We start from the raw sequence: 14,488 nt of genomic DNA, 5'->3' as shown, positions 1-14,488 counted from the left end.
AGGTCGCCAAGGTGGCCCTCGTGGCGTGCATGCGCAAGCTCCTCACCATCGTCAACGCCATGCTGCGCGATCAGGCGCACTGGGATCCTGCTCATGGGAAAACCGCTTGACCTGAAACACAGTTGCTCTCCCGTGCGTGCGGCATGATCCCCCTGAAGGGGGAGGTTTCAACCTGGAGATTTCGATGAATCGCCGAACCCCAGAGGCTCGCGGTCGGGACGAACGCCGGTTTGATTGGCCGGTTCACTGGCCGATCCTGAACATGGCCACCGCCTGGCTGAGGTCCCTGGCCTGAGTCTCCAGACTCTCCGCCCCCGCGGCGGCCTCCTCGACCAGGGCCGCGTTACGCTGGGTCATTTCGTCCAACTGAACGATCGACTGGCCGACTTGACGGATTCCGGCATCCTGCTCACCACCGACGGTGGCGATCTCGGTCACCAGACCCACCACCTGCTCGAACGAGGACAGGATCGCGTCCATCGCCGAACCCACCTCCTCCACCAACCGGACCCCGTCGCCGACCCTCGCCACCGAATCGCCGATCAGATCCCGGATCTCCTTCGCGGCCTGGGCACTGCGCTGGGCCAGCCCCCTGACCTCCGAGGCGACCACGGCGAAGCCGCGTCCCTGCTCGCCGGCCCTGGCGGCCTCCACCGCCGCGTTGAGGGCGAGGATGTTGGTCTGGAAGGCGATACTGTCGATCACCCCGATGATGTCGGCCATGCTCCGGCTGGACGCCTGGATCCCATCCATGGTCGCGACCACCTGCCCGACGAGACGACCACCGGCGGCGGCCTGTTCATGGGCGCGATGGGTCAGATCGCCGGCCCTCCGCGCATTCCGGGCGTTGTGCTCGATCGCGGCATTGAAATCCGCGATGGCACTGGCCGTCTCGGTCAGGCTGTGTGCCTGCTCCTCGGTACGCGCGGACAAATCCGCGTTCCCAACCGCCATTTCCCTAACAGCGGCATGGATCCGATCCGTGGCCTCCTGGATCCGCCCGACCAGATGCGTCAAATGCTCGACGGTCGCGTTGGTGTCCTGCTTCAGATCGGCGAATCGACCCTCGTAGTGGGATTCGACGCGCTGACCGAGGTCACCGCGCGCCAGCGCGTTCAGAACCGTGGCGAGTTCCTCCAGCACACTGGCGACGATCCCCGTGAGATCGTTCATGCCGGCGGCCAGATCACGGAAGAAACCCTCTTTGTCATCCAGACCGAGACGCCGGCTGAAATCACCACCCGCGACCGCCTTGAGCAGACCGTCCAACTCCGCCTCGGCGGCCACCTCGGCGGTCCGATCGAGCCACTCCATGACCTTACCGAGCCGTCCACCCTGCTCGTCCATGACCGGACTGGCGATCAGCCTGAAGGTACGCCCACCCCATGTCATCAGGCTGGTCTGAACATCGTCCAGCCCGGTGAGATCCGGCGCATCCGCCGAGTGCGCCAGGAATTCCGCGACACCGCTCCCGATCAAGGCATCCGCTCGGAAATCCGGCCAATCGCGCCGTAGATCCGTCTCGGCCTCGCGCATCATCCCAATGAAGCTCTGATTCAGATAGATGACGCGATCCGCGTGGTCGGTCACCATCAGGCTGGTGGAGGTCTTGTCGAGCGCGCTGGTAACGCGCCGCATGGCGTCCGCGACCTGTCGCTCGGCGGCGGTACGCTCGGCGAGCGCGTCCTGCATGACGGACAGATCCCGCAGCAACATCCCGATCTCGTCACCGCGCGAGGTGTCGAACTGGTTTTCGTAATCGCCGGCGCCAATTTTCTCGAAGATGCCGACCACTTGTCGCAAGGGTCTGGTGATCAGGCGCCGTGTCATCACCCAGAGCAGGAGCAGACCCAGGCCGAACACCAGGAGCGCGATCAGCAGGCAATTGAACAAAGAGGCCCGCAGGATCGCGTCGATGCCGGCCAGGGATATGTCGACACCGATCACATAGTCGACGCCAGCGGCGGATCTGGCGGGCACGAAGATCGAGCGGAAAGTCCCCCATTGGTCGCTGTACTCATCGTAGCGCGCCTGGCCATCGTCGAACGTCGCCTTGAGACCATCGCTTGCATCCTCGTAGGGATCGAGAAAGTTCGTGAAATCCTCGTTCACCTTTTCCTCCTCCGTGTAGCTCGAGGAGGTGAAGAGGATCCGATCCTCTTTCCGAATGATCGTATAGAGGTATTCGACCTTCGCCTTCGAAGCGAAGACCGACAGGCGATCAATGAAGGCGGAGTAGTCCGCTGGCGCGATCGTTTCGGCATTGGCCAGGCGGTCGTGGAAGGCATCGCCGATCAGACGCACAGCCTCGGCGCTGGCTTGCAGCCTGTCGTCGATCCCGCTCAGGATGGCGCGTTTTTCTCCCGTATAGGCGTAGAGGGTGAAGGCCGCCGAGGCGAGGAGATTCAGCGTCATCATGACGATGAAGAGCTTTGACGATAACCCGAGGGTCATTGTGCGGCGGTCTCTGTTCATGACTTGTCCCAACAGGATTTAGCGACGCCTGGCTCGACTCCAGCCAGCCCCCGGACCAGATATTTTCTTGCAATAGGCAAAGACTGGACACGGCGAGTGAGAGTACTCGAAGGAAGACACCTGGAAGTGTAGGGTTTGTCACGTTTCCCTGCTTCGGCCCATCAAGCCCTACGCCGACCTTGGCCTCCTGACCGGGCAAGTGGCCCGCGCAATCGGAGTCAGGCTATCCTTGATGAAAACACCCAACCACCAGGGAATCGAGATGACCACTCAGAACAGACGTTTGCTGATCGCGATCGATGCCGAAATCCGGGAGATCAATCGCCAGACCATCAACCCGACGCTTCATGAACTCAGCATGTCGGACCTGACCCCCGTGATCCGGATGGTGGCCAAGGCGCGGGCCAATTACCTGAAAACGCTCTACGATATTGGTGTCAGCGCGCCGGATGGGCATCCGAGCGACGCCGATATCGAGCGTCTTGGAAACTTGCGGCACGTCTACGAGGAGTTGGTCAAGGGCATGCAGGCACTGGAAACCGCCATCGAGCGCGAGTACCTGGACGTCAGGAAGTAAGGGAGCGCGGGATCCGGCGGTATGGATCCGAGGACCGGTTTCGCATCGCGGCGCGCAAGCCCTGACATGGTGGCGGCCCATCCGAGAACGCCAACTCGGATCCTTCGCGCCTCATACCGGGGGGTGGTGGTGCTCCACGCGCCGACCCTCTCGATTGGGGCACCACCTCCGAAGGATCAGGCCATGGCGGTGCTCCCGGAAGATCATCCGCGCTTCTTCTGGCAATCCGGGCACACCCCGTAGACCACGAGTGAATGGTCCTCGATCTTGAAGCCCTCCTCGGCGGCGATCCTGGCTTGGCGTTTTTCGATCGTCGTGTCGAGGAACTCCACGATCTTGCCGCACTTGACGCAGACCAGATGGTCATGATGTTCGCCGCTATTGAGTTCGAAGACGGATTGACCGCCCTCGAAATGGCGCCGGCACACGAGACCGGCGCCCTCGAACTGCGTCAACACACGATACACGGTGGCGAGCCCGATCTCTTCGTCGTGGCTCAGCAGGGCCTTATATACATCCTCCGCGCTCATGTGGCGCTTGCCACTCTGTTCGAGAATTTCCAGGATCTTGACCCGAGGCGCCGTGACCTTGAGCCCGGCCTGTTTGATCTGCTGGTTTTCCAATGGAATCTCCACGTCGCGGGCTGATCCGACCACTCGGGATCGACCTCAGCGTCTTTGACTTGCGCCCCCCTGTGATCCGGGACCGACGCTGCTGTATCATGCCTTGGTGTATCGCAAAGTCGTTGTCAGGGCAAGATGCGAAAGATTTTCAGTATACCGATGATCAGTGGTCTGGTGGTGTTCGCCGCCGTGGGCTGCGCGCGCGATAAAAAACCAGACGAGACCCAAACCTCGGTCCTCGAGGGCCTGCCCTTCGTCTACAGGATGACCGTGCAACAGGGGAACATCCTCACCGAGGACATGGTGAAGAGCCTTCAACTCGGCATGACCAAACGCCAGGTCAATTTCGTGCTCGGCACCCCCATGCTGGTCGACTTCTTCCATGCCGATCGCTGGGATTACACCTACACCATCAAACGCGGCCACCAGCCGATGGACCAGCGCAATCTGACACTCTATTTCCAGGACGACCTACTGACGCGGATCGCCGGCGATGTCCGACCCGCTACGCAAGGCGTCGCGTCGCCCGATCCGGGGGTGAAGGAGGTACGGGTGCCCGATTACGAGCCGCGCGAGGGCTTGATCACGAAGGGTCTCAAGGCCGTCGGCGCGGAACCCAAGGACTAGCTCGGGCCGGGACCGTCGCGCGGCCAGGCGACCTAGCCTTGGCTCAGTTCGCCGGCGATTGGATCGCGTCGGCGCGCCGCTGGCGCGACGCTTTCGGATCGGCGATCAAGGGACGATAGATCTCGATCCTGTCCCCTTCCGCCAGTGGTTGGTCGAGTTTGACCAATTTGCCGAAGATGCCCACCTTATTGAGGTCGAGATCGATCTCGGGAAACCGGGAGAGCATTCCGCTCTGCTCGATCGCCTCCTTGACGCGAGTGCCGGCACGGGCTTCCAGGACGCGATGCAGCACATCCTCAGCGCCAACATAGGCCACCGAAACGCGCAGGTAGTCAGTCACCGTAGACCTCTTCCGCGCGCTTGCAGAAGGCGTCCACCAGCGTGTTGGCGATCTGGTTGAAGACCCCGCCGAAGGCCTTGTCGATCAGACGGCCGGAAAACTCGAATTCCAGTTCCAGTTCGACCTTGGAGGCATCCTCGCGCAGCGGCGTGAAGCGCCAGGCGCCCACCAGCTTGCGGAACGGACCGTCGAGCAGATCGATATGCATCAGCCGGTCACGCTCGAAGCGATTGCAGGTACTGAAGGTCTGTCGAATCCCCATCCGATGCACCTCGATCCGCCCGCAGATCTTCTCGTCGGTCTCGGAGATCACCTCGGCGCTATGGCACCAGGGCAGGAATTGGGGATAAGAGCCGACGTCGTAGACGAGGTTGAACATCTGGGACGCGGAACGGGACACCAAGGCACTTTTTCTAACGATAGCCACGATACATCCGAGTGCTAGAGGGTGATCTGCTCGCGCACGACATCGGCGAGTTTCTCGGCGAGGCGGGTGACCTGCGAGCGGTCGACGCCCTCGACCATGACCCGCACCAGTGGCTCGGTCCCGGAAGGCCGCAACAGCACCCGCCCGCGTCCGGCCAGCTCCTGCTCGGCGGTGAGCACCGCGTCGCGCACGGCCGGCAGACCCACGATGTCGCGCGGCGCGTCCAGCCGCACGTTGAGCAGGATCTGGGGATAGAGCTCGACCTCGGAACCGAGATCGTCGAGCCGTGTGTCGAGACGCGCGAGCGCCGCCAGCACCTGAAGCGCGGAGACGATGCCGTCGCCGGTCGTGGTGCGATCCCGACAGATGATATGCCCGGAGGGTTCGCCGCCGAGGATGCCATCGCCGCTCTTGAGCCGCTCCATGATGTAGCGGTCGCCCACCTGGGTGCGCGCGAAGCCGATCCCGAGCCGCTTGAGGGCGTGCTCGAAACCCAGATTGCTCATCAGGGTTCCGACCACCTCGCCACGCATGGCTCCGGCGAGCAGGCGCGACTTGGCGATGACGTAGAGAAGCTGGTCGCCATCGATCAGCCGGCCCCGCGAATCGGACATGAGGACACGGTCCCCATCGCCATCGAAGGCGATCCCAAGATGGGCGCCCTCGCGCACCACCGTCTCGCACAGGGCGTTCGGCTTGGTGGACCCGACCTCGTGGTTGATGTTGAAACCGTCCGGCTCGGTGCCGAGGCGCGTCACGGTGGCGCCGAGTTCCTCAAGCACGAAGGGTGCGGTGTTGTAGGTGGCCCCATTGGCGCAATCGACCACCACCTTGAGGCCACGAAAGTTCATGGTCGAGGGGATGGTGCTCTTGCAGAACTCGATGTAACGACCGTTGGCGTCATCGACCCGCTTGACCTTGCCGAGCGCGCTCGACTCGACCGTGCGGATGGGTTTCTCCAGTTCCGCCTCGATCGCCAGTTCCACCTCGTCGGGCAGTTTGTCGCCATCGGCCGAGAAGAACTTGATCCCGTTGTCCTCGAAGGGATTATGGGAGGCCGTGATGACGATGCCGGCGCTCGCCCGGAAGGTTCGGGTGAGATAGGCGACCCCCGGCGTGGTCATGGGTCCGAGCAGGCGGATATCGACCCCGGCCGCGACCAGTCCGGCCTCCAGGGCCGACTCGAACATATAGCCCGAGATGCGCGTGTCCTTACCGATCAGGATCTTGCCGCGACCGTTGCCCAGTACCCGTCCGGCGGCCCAACCCAGTTTCAGAACGAAATCCGGCGTGATGATCCCCGTACCGACCCGCCCGCGGATCCCGTCGGTCCCGAAATAATGTCGCATGGGATCAGTGCTCTCCGGCAGGCCGACCGACGTGGCCGGCATCATCCGGAAGGTCGGCGGCGTCCAGCGAGCCCTTCGTGCCAACCGGTCGACGGGGTTCGTCGTCCTCCCAATCCCTCGGCGGTCGGGGCTCGCGCCCGTTCATGATGTCGTCGATCTGGGAGGCGTCGATGGTCTCGTACTTGATGAGCGCCGCCGCCATGGCGTGGAGCTTGTCGATGTTCTCGACCAGAAGCTCCCGCGCGCGGGCGTAGTTACGATCGATGAAGCAGCGAATCTCCTCGTCGATCAGGTGCGAGGTCTCGTCGGAGACGCTCTTGTGCTGGGTGACCGAATGACCCAGGAAGACCTCCTGCTCCTCCTCGCTGTAGGTGAGCGGACCCAGTTTGTCCGAGAGACCCCACTTGGTCACCATGTTGCGGGCGATCTCGGTGGCGCGATGGATGTCGTTCTGCGCCCCCGTGGTCACGCTCTCCACCCCGAAGATGAGTTCCTCGGCGACCCGTCCGCCGAAGAGACTGGAAATGCTGCTCTCCAGACGCTGCTTGCTGTAACTGAAACGATCGTCCTCGGGCAGGAAAAGGGTCACGCCGAGCGCCCGCCCGCGCGGGATGATGCTGACCTTGTGCACCGGATCGTGATCCGGCACCAGACGACCCACGATGGCGTGACCGGACTCGTGATAGGCGGTCAGGCGCTTCTCGTCCTCGGACATCACCATTGAGCGACGCTCGGCGCCCATCATGATCTTGTCCTTGGCCTTCTCCATGTCGCGCATATCGACCATCTTCTTGTCGGACCTAGCCGCGAAGAGCGCCGCCTCGTTGACCAGGTTCGCGAGATCGGCGCCCGAGAAGCCGGGCGTGCCGCGCGCCAGGATCGAGGCCTTGACGTCCTCGGCGGCCGGAATCTTGCGCATATGGACCTTGAGGATCTGTTCGCGACCGCGCACGTCCGGCAGCGGCACCACGACCTGACGATCGAAGCGCCCCGGACGCAGCAGCGCCGGATCCAGGACGTCCGGCCGGTTGGTCGCGGCGATCACGATCACGCCCTCGTTGCCCTCGAAACCGTCCATTTCCACCAGGAGCTGATTGAGGGTCTGCTCGCGCTCGTCGTGCCCGCCGCCGAGACCGGCGCCGCGGTGACGGCCAACCGCGTCGATCTCATCGATGAAGATGATGCAGGGGGCGTGCTTCTTGGCCTGCTCGAACATGTCACGCACCCGCGAGGCGCCGACGCCGACGAACATCTCGACGAAATCCGAACCCGAGATGGTGAAGAAGGGCACCTTGGCCTCGCCGGCGATGGCGCGCGCCAGCAGGGTCTTGCCGGTCCCGGGCGGACCAACCATGAGCACGCCCTTGGGGATCTTGCCACCGAGCTTCTGGAACTTGGTCGGGTCACGCAGGAAGTCGACCATCTCGGAAACCTCCTCCTTGGCCTCCTCGGCGCCGGCCACGTCCTGGAAGGTCACCTTCACCTGATCCTCGGACAGCATGCGCGCCTTGCTCTTGCCGAACGACATGGCCCCTCGGCCACCGGCTCCGCCCTGCATCTGACGCATGAAAAGGATCCAGATGCCGATCAGGATCAACAGCGGGAACCAGTTGATCAGGATCTGCATCAGCAGCGACGGCTTCTCCGGCGGCGCGGCCTTGATGATGACGTTGTTGTTGAGCAAATCACCGACCAGTCCATCGTCGCCGGGGCTGTAGGTGGTGAACCGCTGCCCAGTCTCGGTGAGACCCTCGACCAAGCGGCCCTGAATCGTGACCTCCTTGACGCTACCCTGCTTGATCTGCTCGATGAAATCCGAGTAGTCCAGGCTTTTGGGGGTCGATTGGGTGGTGGTGAAATTGTTGAACACGGACATCAGCACGATGGCGATGACCACCCAAAGAATCAGATTTTTCGCCATGTCACTCACGGCTTGTGGCCCCTGCTGTGGAATCTCGTGAAAAGGCTGCTAGACGCAAACGACGAAAGCTAGCACCGACGACTCATGGATGAAAGCCTTTGGCGACCATGAACACCTCCCGGCTCTCCGAACGGGACGACTTGGGCTTGCGCGTGGTCACCTGGCGGAAGCTCCCGCGCAGATCGCGCACGTAGTCATCGAAGCCTGCGCCATGGAACATTTTGACCACCAGGGCACCCCCCGGTTTCAATTGCTCGCGGGCCAGATCCAGGGCCAGCTCGACGAGGTACATGGCGCGCGGCTGATCGACCACCGAGGTTCCCGTGATATTGGGGGCCATGTCGGACAGCACCAGATCCAGCGGCCCCTCGCCCAGTGCCTCGCGAAGCCCCGCCAGGATCGTCTCTTCGCGAAAATCGCCTTGCAGGACGACGACATCCTCCAGTGGCTCCATCGGCAGGATGTCCAGCGCGACCACCCGCCCCGCCGAACCCACGAGACGGCGCGCGATCTGCGACCAGCTCCCAGGCGCCGCACCCAGGTCAACGACTCGCATCCCAGGCTGTAGAATGCGGTCTTTTTCCTGGATTTCCAGAAGTTTATAGGCCGCGCGCGAACGATAGCCGTCCACTTGGGTGCGCTTGACGTAGGGGTCGCTGAGGTGCCGGTCGAGCCAGCGTCGACTGGATTTGCTGCGTGCCATGAAGCGGTTGGATCGCGGTCTCGGTGTGAGCTAGGGCCGCCCAAACGTGGACGGCCGACCCGGCAAGCCTATCACAAGCCGTCCGGGGCATCTTGAATTCAGAAGGGCTCAGATGTCGTGCACCCAGGAAAAACCGAAGAACTCAAGCAGAATGCCGGCCGTCCCGCCGCCGATCAGGCCGCCCAGGATCGCAAGCTGGATCTCGCGATGCATCGAGAAGCTGGCCAACTGCCAGGCCGCCCCTTGGTCGACGCTCAGGAGCGGTGCGCTCACCATCCAGACGCTGCCCGCCGCCACGCTGGCCAGGATCGCCATGATCGCCGACTCGATCAGATAACAGGGGCGGGATTCGAGCCGCAGGCGGCGCGACAAATCCACCCACCAGCTCACGCTCGCCACATAGAGAATCCCGTTCACGCTCACCAGGAAGGCCAGCACGGCGAAAATGGAGAACGGGGCGGGATGCAGGGGCTCCGCGATGGCCAGGACGGTCCCGCCAAAGGCGCCCGTCATCACACCGGCCAGGAGTTTGCCGGGAACATGGCGCGAGCAGCGACGCGGAAAGGAGACGGTCAAGCCAACGGTAGCGGCCAGTACCGAAGCGACCACCACGGTATTGGTCAGGGTCGCCTCGCCAGGCCAGAGGATCAGGATGGCCACGCCGGCGGCGGCACCGATACCCGTGCTCATGATGGCCAGCTCGCGCGCGCCATAGAGCACCGCGCCCGCGCCTCCGGCCAGTCCCGCGGCCAGGATGTAGGAGAAAGGCCCGATCCCGGCTCCCTGCATGAGTTTGAGCAATCCGGTAAAGAGCGGGGCGTAGATCATCCCGATCAGGCTCCAGACGATGCCTCTCAGGAAGGCGAGGCGAACCCGCGAACTGGTGGTGCGATCCGTCCGGATCAGGCCCGTGTAGGGAGTGGCATTGGCAAAATCGGTGGAACTTTCAGGAGACATGACCGGGGTACCGCGAATACAGCAACGATAGAAAGGCAAGGAGGCCCGAGAGGCCCTTTTACCCGATGTCCCGGATCACGAATCCGCTGGCGATACGACCTTTCGCGGTCGGCGCGGGACGGATCGGAGCTGGACAAGGGTCGGACGTTTCAATACTAGCCCGCGCTCGATCCCGAAGGAGAGAAGGGCTTCACAGCTAACGCAAAACGGGGCCAGAGGCCCCGTTAGTCGACTGGAAAGTCGATCTTGCTTCGATCAGCCGGCCTTCAGCGTCCAGGACGCGCACCAGCCGTTGATGTTGATCAGCTTGCCGGGGAAAAGCTGGCAACCCTTCCAGTCACCCTCGCCGATCTCGGCCTGCATGAACTGGCAGTTGGCGCAATGCTGCTGATCCGCTGGCAGACCTGGACGAGCGGCGGCGGCGCGCTCGGACTTGGCGGCATCCTGATTGTACTTGAGGGCGACAGCGGTCGCGTCGTCCGGGGTGACCGCGTTGGCGGGGGCCGCGGCGCGGGCGGTGCCGAAACCGACCATGTTGATCATCGGGATAGCGGCCGCGGTCCCTAGCATGACTTTGACGGCGTCGCGACGGCTCTTGCTGATTGGCTTATCGGACATGAATGTCACTCCTACATAATGAGACACAGTGTGGTGATTCCGACACTCCCGGCCTATCACCGGAAGCCGTCCACCATTTTGCTACAGGCGGTTCAAAAAGGCGAGCCGCTTACCAGCCGCCATCTGACAGCCTGATGCGGAATTAGTGCCGACGCGAAGAGGACATGTCGCCGACCCTGGTTTTCATCCCCGCCAGGCCAGAACCGCGAAGCTCGCCTCGGGTCTCTGCCTTAACCGCCACTTCCACCCGATGGCATTCCGGGATCCAACGCCCCTCGGCCGGCGTCAGGCACCATCGCCCGTTCGCTGACCAGCGCCCGCAGCACCCTCAGCGCGCTCTCCAGGACGTTCGACTCGCTCTGCGTCGGATAAACGACATAGGCCGGCAGGCACAGCGTCGGACTCCCCGGAACCGAATGCAGACAACCTCCGCGCAGATAGGCCGCCGCGACCCGTTCGGGGACGAAACAGGTGCCTCCGCTCGCCAGGATCAGCTGCAACCCCAGCCAGCCGATGTTGGCCGTTTGGGCGGGTCGTTCGAGATCCGGATAGACCTTGCGATGCTGGGCATAGAAGGTTGGCCCCCAATCGACATAGACATAGTCATCGTCCGGGGCCAGTTGATCTGGATCGCGACCGACCAGGATCAGGGTTTCGTCGAACAGATGCTCCACCTGAATACCCGCGCCCTGCCGAGGGCTGTACATCAACGCCAGATCCATGGTCCCGGCGATGATGCGGCGCATCAGATCCTCCTCGAAGCCGATCTCGGTATTGAGCGAAACCTCGGGCGCGACCGCGCGCATGCGCCCAGCCCAGCGCGGGAGAAACTCATCCCACAAGGCAATGCGCGCACCGATCGTCAGACTGGCGGGGATCGGCTTGGCAGACCCACGTCGTGGCGCGCCTGCTCGAAGGTCAGCAGCAGGGTCTTGGCGTGCCTCAGAAAGCGCTGACCGGCCGGGGTAAGCGTGGCGCCGAGACGATTACGCACGAACAACCGGGCGCCGAGCGCCTGCTCAAGATTCTGGATCCGCGCACTCACGGTCGACTGGGTCACATGAACCCTGGCGGCGGCTTCAAGAAAACTGCCGTGAGCCGCGACCGCGAGAAAGGTCTTGATCTGGTCGATGTCCATGGCGGGCGTTAATCCACCGCGCGCTTGCGGGTCTTCAACTTGGGCACGGGGCGCCATTTGTCGAGGATGTGGCCGAGACTCAGGATAGGATGTGGCCAAAGCATGCGCGGGCCGGCGTAACGCATGACCTCGCGGACGCGTTCGCGCCTGGTCGGCGCGTAGCAATGAACCTCGCAGGCCTTACAGACGGGCTTCTCCTCCTGGAACGGGCAGGTATCCAGCCGGCGCTCGGCATGGTCGAGCAGACTCGCGCATCCGTCGCAGAGTCCCGATCGCGCGCCGTGATGATCGCTACAATAGATCGCCATCATGGCGGCGATGGTCTTTTTTTCGCGGGTGATGCGACGGCCGGATGACATGGGGGCTCCTCGGGGTTTGGATGAAGCCTGGCCGGGCGGCGACCGGACTCGACGGCAATCTTGGCCAGGCGCCAGGGCGATGCCTTGAGCCAGGTCAAATGGGCGCTCGGCCCCGATCCAGGCCAGTCCTTCGAAAAGCGCCCGCGAACCCAGGTCGGTGGGACCGCGACCCTATGCGCGCGACAACCCGGTTCGGCGCCTGATCAAGCCCCGCCGGTCGCGAATGCCGGACCTTGACCGACGATCCGGTCCCGACCCTGCTCCTTGGCGAGATAGAGACGCTGGTCCGCCCTGTCGATCAGGTTCGCGACCGTCACCCCGGCACCCAGGTCACGGCTGCTAGCCACGCCCGCGCTGAAGGTGATCCTCAAGGCGACGCCATTGAAATCGAAGACATGGTTATGAATGATGGCCCGCAACCTTGACAGCATCCTTTCGGCCTGGCCTCCGTCGCTATGCGGAGTGACGACCATGAACTCCTCCCCGCCATAGCGTCCGACGAGATCGTAGGGCCGAAAATTCGCCACGAGAATGGCCGCGAATTCACTCAGGATGAAATCCCCCGCCAAGTGACCGTGGGTATCGTTGATCTTCTTGAAGAAATCCAGGTCGATCAGGGCAACGGAAAAATCGTCATGCTCGCGCGCCTGCTCCTCGATCAGCGTATCGAGCCGCCGCATGATCGAGCGTCTATTCTGGATCCCGGTCAGTTCGTCCTGGGTGGAGATCCTGTAAAGCTCCTCCTCCGCCCGCTTGCGGGCCGTGATGTCGATGATCAATCCCTCGATCGCCAGCACCTGGCCATCCCCTTCGCGATTGACGAAAACACCACGCTCGAAAACCCATTTCTCCTGACCGTCCGCCGTGATGATCCGGTACTCCAGTTGCGCCGCTCGCCCCTGGGATCTGGCTTGCTCCCAGATCCTCCAGATCCGCTCGCGATCCTCCGGAACGATCAAATCGTTATAGGACAGGGCCTTGTTAAGCCGCAAATCCTCGCTTGCGTAGCCGGTCAGCTCCAGACATCCCTCGGATATGAATTCCATCGTCCAGGCGCGGTCATGCCGGCAGCGATAGGCGACACCGGGAAGGTTGGCGATCAGCACCGATTTGCTGCGCTCGCTTTCGCGCAAGGCGGCATTGGTGTTCTTGAGTCTCAGATTCCAATAGAAGGACAGGGCGATCAGCGCGGCCAAGCCCCCGGCGATACGCAGAATGAAGCCGTAGTCCATCGGCTTGACGATGGTGACGTTCACATGACGGTTGACGATCCGATCGCGCTCGCCCGGCGTGATGGTGGCGATTGCCCTGTCGAGGATGTCACGCAGCCTGGGCTCGCTCTTGAGCACGCCCATGCGCAGTCGGTTGACATAGGGTTCCGGCGCCTGCCCGGCGATCTTGAGGTTGAACAGACCTTCCTTGCGGATGGTGTAGGCCGCGACGGTCAGGGAGCGGAGCGTCAGGTCCGCCCGACGGCTGGAAACCGCCTGGAACACGTCCTTTTCGGTCGGAACGCCAAGGATGCTCAGATTGGGAAAATCGCGCCTGACGTGCTCCTCGACCGAGGTTCCCGTCGGCAGCACGATCGATCGGTCGGTCAACCGGGTCGCGTCCGGGATGAAGGGGTGCTCCTCGCGGGTGATGAAGACGCTGGGATCCACCAGCAGCGGCTCGGTGAACAGCAGCCACTCATCGCGCGCGGCCGTCCGATTCAGGAAAGGCAGGATGAGAACCTCTCCGGCCCTGGACAGGGCCACGGCCTCGTCCCAATCCCTGGCGACCACATAGCGGAACTCGATCCCAAGCCGTCCGGCGATCAGATCGAGCAGATCGATCGCGATCCCCGTGAAATTCCCCTGTTCATCCAGGGCTTCGAACGGCTCCCAATCCGGATCGGGGCAAACGCGGATCGGCCCGAGTCGTTCCAGATAGAGCCGCTCTTCCTCGCTCAGCGACAGGCGCGGCTCCGGGACCAGAGGCGCGGTCGGACTGACCGCCACCCAAAATAGCCCGAGCAGCCCGAACAGCCAGGGGAGCCGCGAAGCGGATCGCGATCGCCCCCCGTCCCCTCGGATGTCTCCCCGCTTGCCTTTCATCCGTTCCCGGTTCCGCATCGACTCGTGAGGCCGTCACTACGGCTTAAGGTGATTTCCAGGAAACCTTGTACCTGCTCGAAATTCCGAAAGCCAGTCTGGCCCTGCGCACCCTGCTTCCACCTTGGCGGACCAGGTCATCGACTCGCCGACACAGATCAAAGGACGACGGGAGGCCGGCCCGAACGCCGACCGGGATTGGCGTTCGCTTGATCTGGATCAAACGGTTCATCGCGAAGCCCGGTTAGCTTTGCTCGGATGCCCTCCCCGCCCGTCCCACA

At 63.1% G+C, this 14,488-nt stretch carries 13 protein-coding genes and 2 pseudogenes; 3 read left to right on the top strand and 12 right to left on the bottom strand.

From position 1 onward, the window contains the following. Positions 1-110 (top strand): annotated as a pseudogene (locus tag CKO27_RS21880) (IS110-like element ISSm3 family transposase); the annotation flags it as partial. A gap of 133 nt (positions 111-243) precedes the next feature. On the opposite strand, the gene CKO27_RS21875 reads toward CKO27_RS21880, so the two are convergent. Beyond that, a complete protein-coding gene (locus CKO27_RS21875) occupies positions 244-2,454 on the bottom strand; it encodes a methyl-accepting chemotaxis protein (protein ID WP_207281026.1) in 2,211 nt (736 codons plus the stop codon). Between the two features lie 253 nt (positions 2,455-2,707). On the opposite strand from CKO27_RS21875, the gene CKO27_RS21870 reads away from it, so the two are divergent. Then, the gene (locus CKO27_RS21870) at positions 2,708-3,052 is read left to right on the top strand and encodes a hypothetical protein (RefSeq protein WP_242471067.1); all 345 of its coding nucleotides are present in this window, start codon (positions 2,708-2,710) and stop codon (positions 3,050-3,052) included. A 203-nt stretch (positions 3,053-3,255) separates the two neighbouring features. On the opposite strand, the gene fur is transcribed toward CKO27_RS21870, so the two are convergent. Then, positions 3,256-3,675, bottom strand: a complete 420-nt coding sequence (gene fur / locus CKO27_RS21865; protein WP_200377047.1) for a ferric iron uptake transcriptional regulator — start codon at positions 3,673-3,675, stop codon at positions 3,256-3,258. Positions 3,676-3,834: 159 nt separating this feature from the next. Between fur and CKO27_RS21860 the strand changes: the two genes are divergently transcribed. Beyond that, positions 3,835-4,302 carry an outer membrane protein assembly factor BamE gene (locus tag CKO27_RS21860; protein WP_242471066.1) on the top strand — a complete coding sequence of 156 codons (468 nt, stop codon included), beginning with the start codon at positions 3,835-3,837 and terminating at the stop codon, positions 4,300-4,302. Positions 4,303-4,345: 43 nt separating this feature from the next. Here CKO27_RS21860 and CKO27_RS21855 read toward each other — a convergent pair whose 3' ends face one another. The 10 genes and pseudogenes from CKO27_RS21855 to CKO27_RS21810 all read right to left on the bottom strand — a co-directional run bounded on the left by CKO27_RS21855 (position 4,346) and on the right by CKO27_RS21810 (position 14,210). Then, complete coding sequence (locus tag CKO27_RS21855) at positions 4,346-4,642, bottom strand: RnfH family protein (RefSeq protein ID WP_200377045.1); 297 nt, start codon at positions 4,640-4,642, stop codon at positions 4,346-4,348. Further along, positions 4,635-5,069 carry an SRPBCC family protein gene (locus tag CKO27_RS21850; RefSeq protein WP_200377044.1) on the bottom strand — a complete coding sequence of 145 codons (435 nt, stop codon included), beginning with the start codon at positions 5,067-5,069 and terminating at the stop codon, positions 4,635-4,637. The genes CKO27_RS21855 and CKO27_RS21850 overlap by 8 nt, the downstream gene beginning before the upstream one ends. Positions 5,070-5,083: 14 nt before the next feature. Beyond that, positions 5,084-6,418 (bottom strand): phosphoglucosamine mutase, encoded by a 1,335-nt coding sequence (glmM, locus tag CKO27_RS21845; protein ID WP_200377043.1) that lies wholly within the window; start codon positions 6,416-6,418, stop codon positions 5,084-5,086. Positions 6,419-6,422: 4 nt separating this feature from the next. Next, positions 6,423-8,339 (bottom strand): ATP-dependent zinc metalloprotease FtsH, encoded by a 1,917-nt coding sequence (gene ftsH, locus CKO27_RS21840; protein WP_200377042.1) that lies wholly within the window; start codon positions 8,337-8,339, stop codon positions 6,423-6,425. Positions 8,340-8,421: 82 nt separating this feature from the next. Continuing rightward, on the bottom strand, positions 8,422-9,042 hold the full coding sequence (gene rlmE, locus CKO27_RS21835) for a 23S rRNA (uridine(2552)-2'-O)-methyltransferase RlmE (protein ID WP_200377041.1): 621 nt from the start codon (positions 9,040-9,042) through the stop codon (positions 8,422-8,424). Between the two features lie 108 nt (positions 9,043-9,150). After that, positions 9,151-9,999, bottom strand: coding sequence for a hypothetical protein (locus tag CKO27_RS21830; protein ID WP_200377040.1), 849 nt, complete (start codon positions 9,997-9,999; stop codon positions 9,151-9,153). Positions 10,000-10,254: 255 nt separating this feature from the next. Further along, the gene (locus CKO27_RS21825) at positions 10,255-10,617 is read right to left on the bottom strand and encodes a high-potential iron-sulfur protein (protein ID WP_200377039.1); all 363 of its coding nucleotides are present in this window, start codon (positions 10,615-10,617) and stop codon (positions 10,255-10,257) included. Between the two features lie 230 nt (positions 10,618-10,847). Further along, positions 10,848-11,755, bottom strand: a pseudogene (locus tag CKO27_RS21820) (LysR family transcriptional regulator). 8 nt (positions 11,756-11,763) lie between these two features. Next, entirely contained in the window at positions 11,764-12,114 is a 351-nt protein-coding gene (locus tag CKO27_RS21815) for a nitrous oxide-stimulated promoter family protein (RefSeq protein WP_200377038.1), read from the bottom strand. A 203-nt stretch (positions 12,115-12,317) separates the two neighbouring features. Further along, positions 12,318-14,210: a diguanylate cyclase gene (locus tag CKO27_RS21810; RefSeq protein WP_200377037.1), complete on the bottom strand. Its 1,893-nt coding sequence runs from the start codon at positions 14,208-14,210 to the stop codon at positions 12,318-12,320. Positions 14,211-14,488: the final 278 nt, after the last annotated feature.

The sequence above is a fragment of the Thiocystis violacea genome (genome assembly GCF_016583575.1).
Lineage (GTDB): Bacteria > Pseudomonadota > Gammaproteobacteria > Chromatiales > Chromatiaceae > Thiocystis > Thiocystis violacea.
This window is presented reverse-complemented; position numbering and strand designations above follow the sequence as displayed.

Bases quoted from the DNA above. Each gene is read 5' to 3' on its own strand.
- CKO27_RS21875 (WP_207281026.1), bottom strand. From the start codon at position 2,454: ATGACCCTCGGGTTATCGTCAAAGCTCTTCATCGTCATGATGACGCTG.
- CKO27_RS21870 (WP_242471067.1), top strand. From the start codon at position 2,708: ATGAAAACACCCAACCACCAGGGAATCGAGATGACCACTCAGAACAGA.
- CKO27_RS21860 (WP_242471066.1), top strand. From the start codon at position 3,835: ATGATCAGTGGTCTGGTGGTGTTCGCCGCCGTGGGCTGCGCGCGCGAT.
- glmM (WP_200377043.1), bottom strand. From the start codon at position 6,418: ATGCGACATTATTTCGGGACCGACGGGATCCGCGGGCGGGTCGGTACG.
- ftsH (WP_200377042.1), bottom strand. From the start codon at position 8,339: ATGGCGAAAAATCTGATTCTTTGGGTGGTCATCGCCATCGTGCTGATG.
- rlmE (WP_200377041.1), bottom strand. From the start codon at position 9,042: ATGGCACGCAGCAAATCCAGTCGACGCTGGCTCGACCGGCACCTCAGC.
- CKO27_RS21830 (WP_200377040.1), bottom strand. From the start codon at position 9,999: ATGTCTCCTGAAAGTTCCACCGATTTTGCCAATGCCACTCCCTACACG.
- CKO27_RS21825 (WP_200377039.1), bottom strand. From the start codon at position 10,617: ATGTCCGATAAGCCAATCAGCAAGAGCCGTCGCGACGCCGTCAAAGTC.
- CKO27_RS21815 (WP_200377038.1), bottom strand. From the start codon at position 12,114: ATGTCATCCGGCCGTCGCATCACCCGCGAAAAAAAGACCATCGCCGCC.
- CKO27_RS21810 (WP_200377037.1), bottom strand. From the start codon at position 14,210: ATGAAAGGCAAGCGGGGAGACATCCGAGGGGACGGGGGGCGATCGCGA.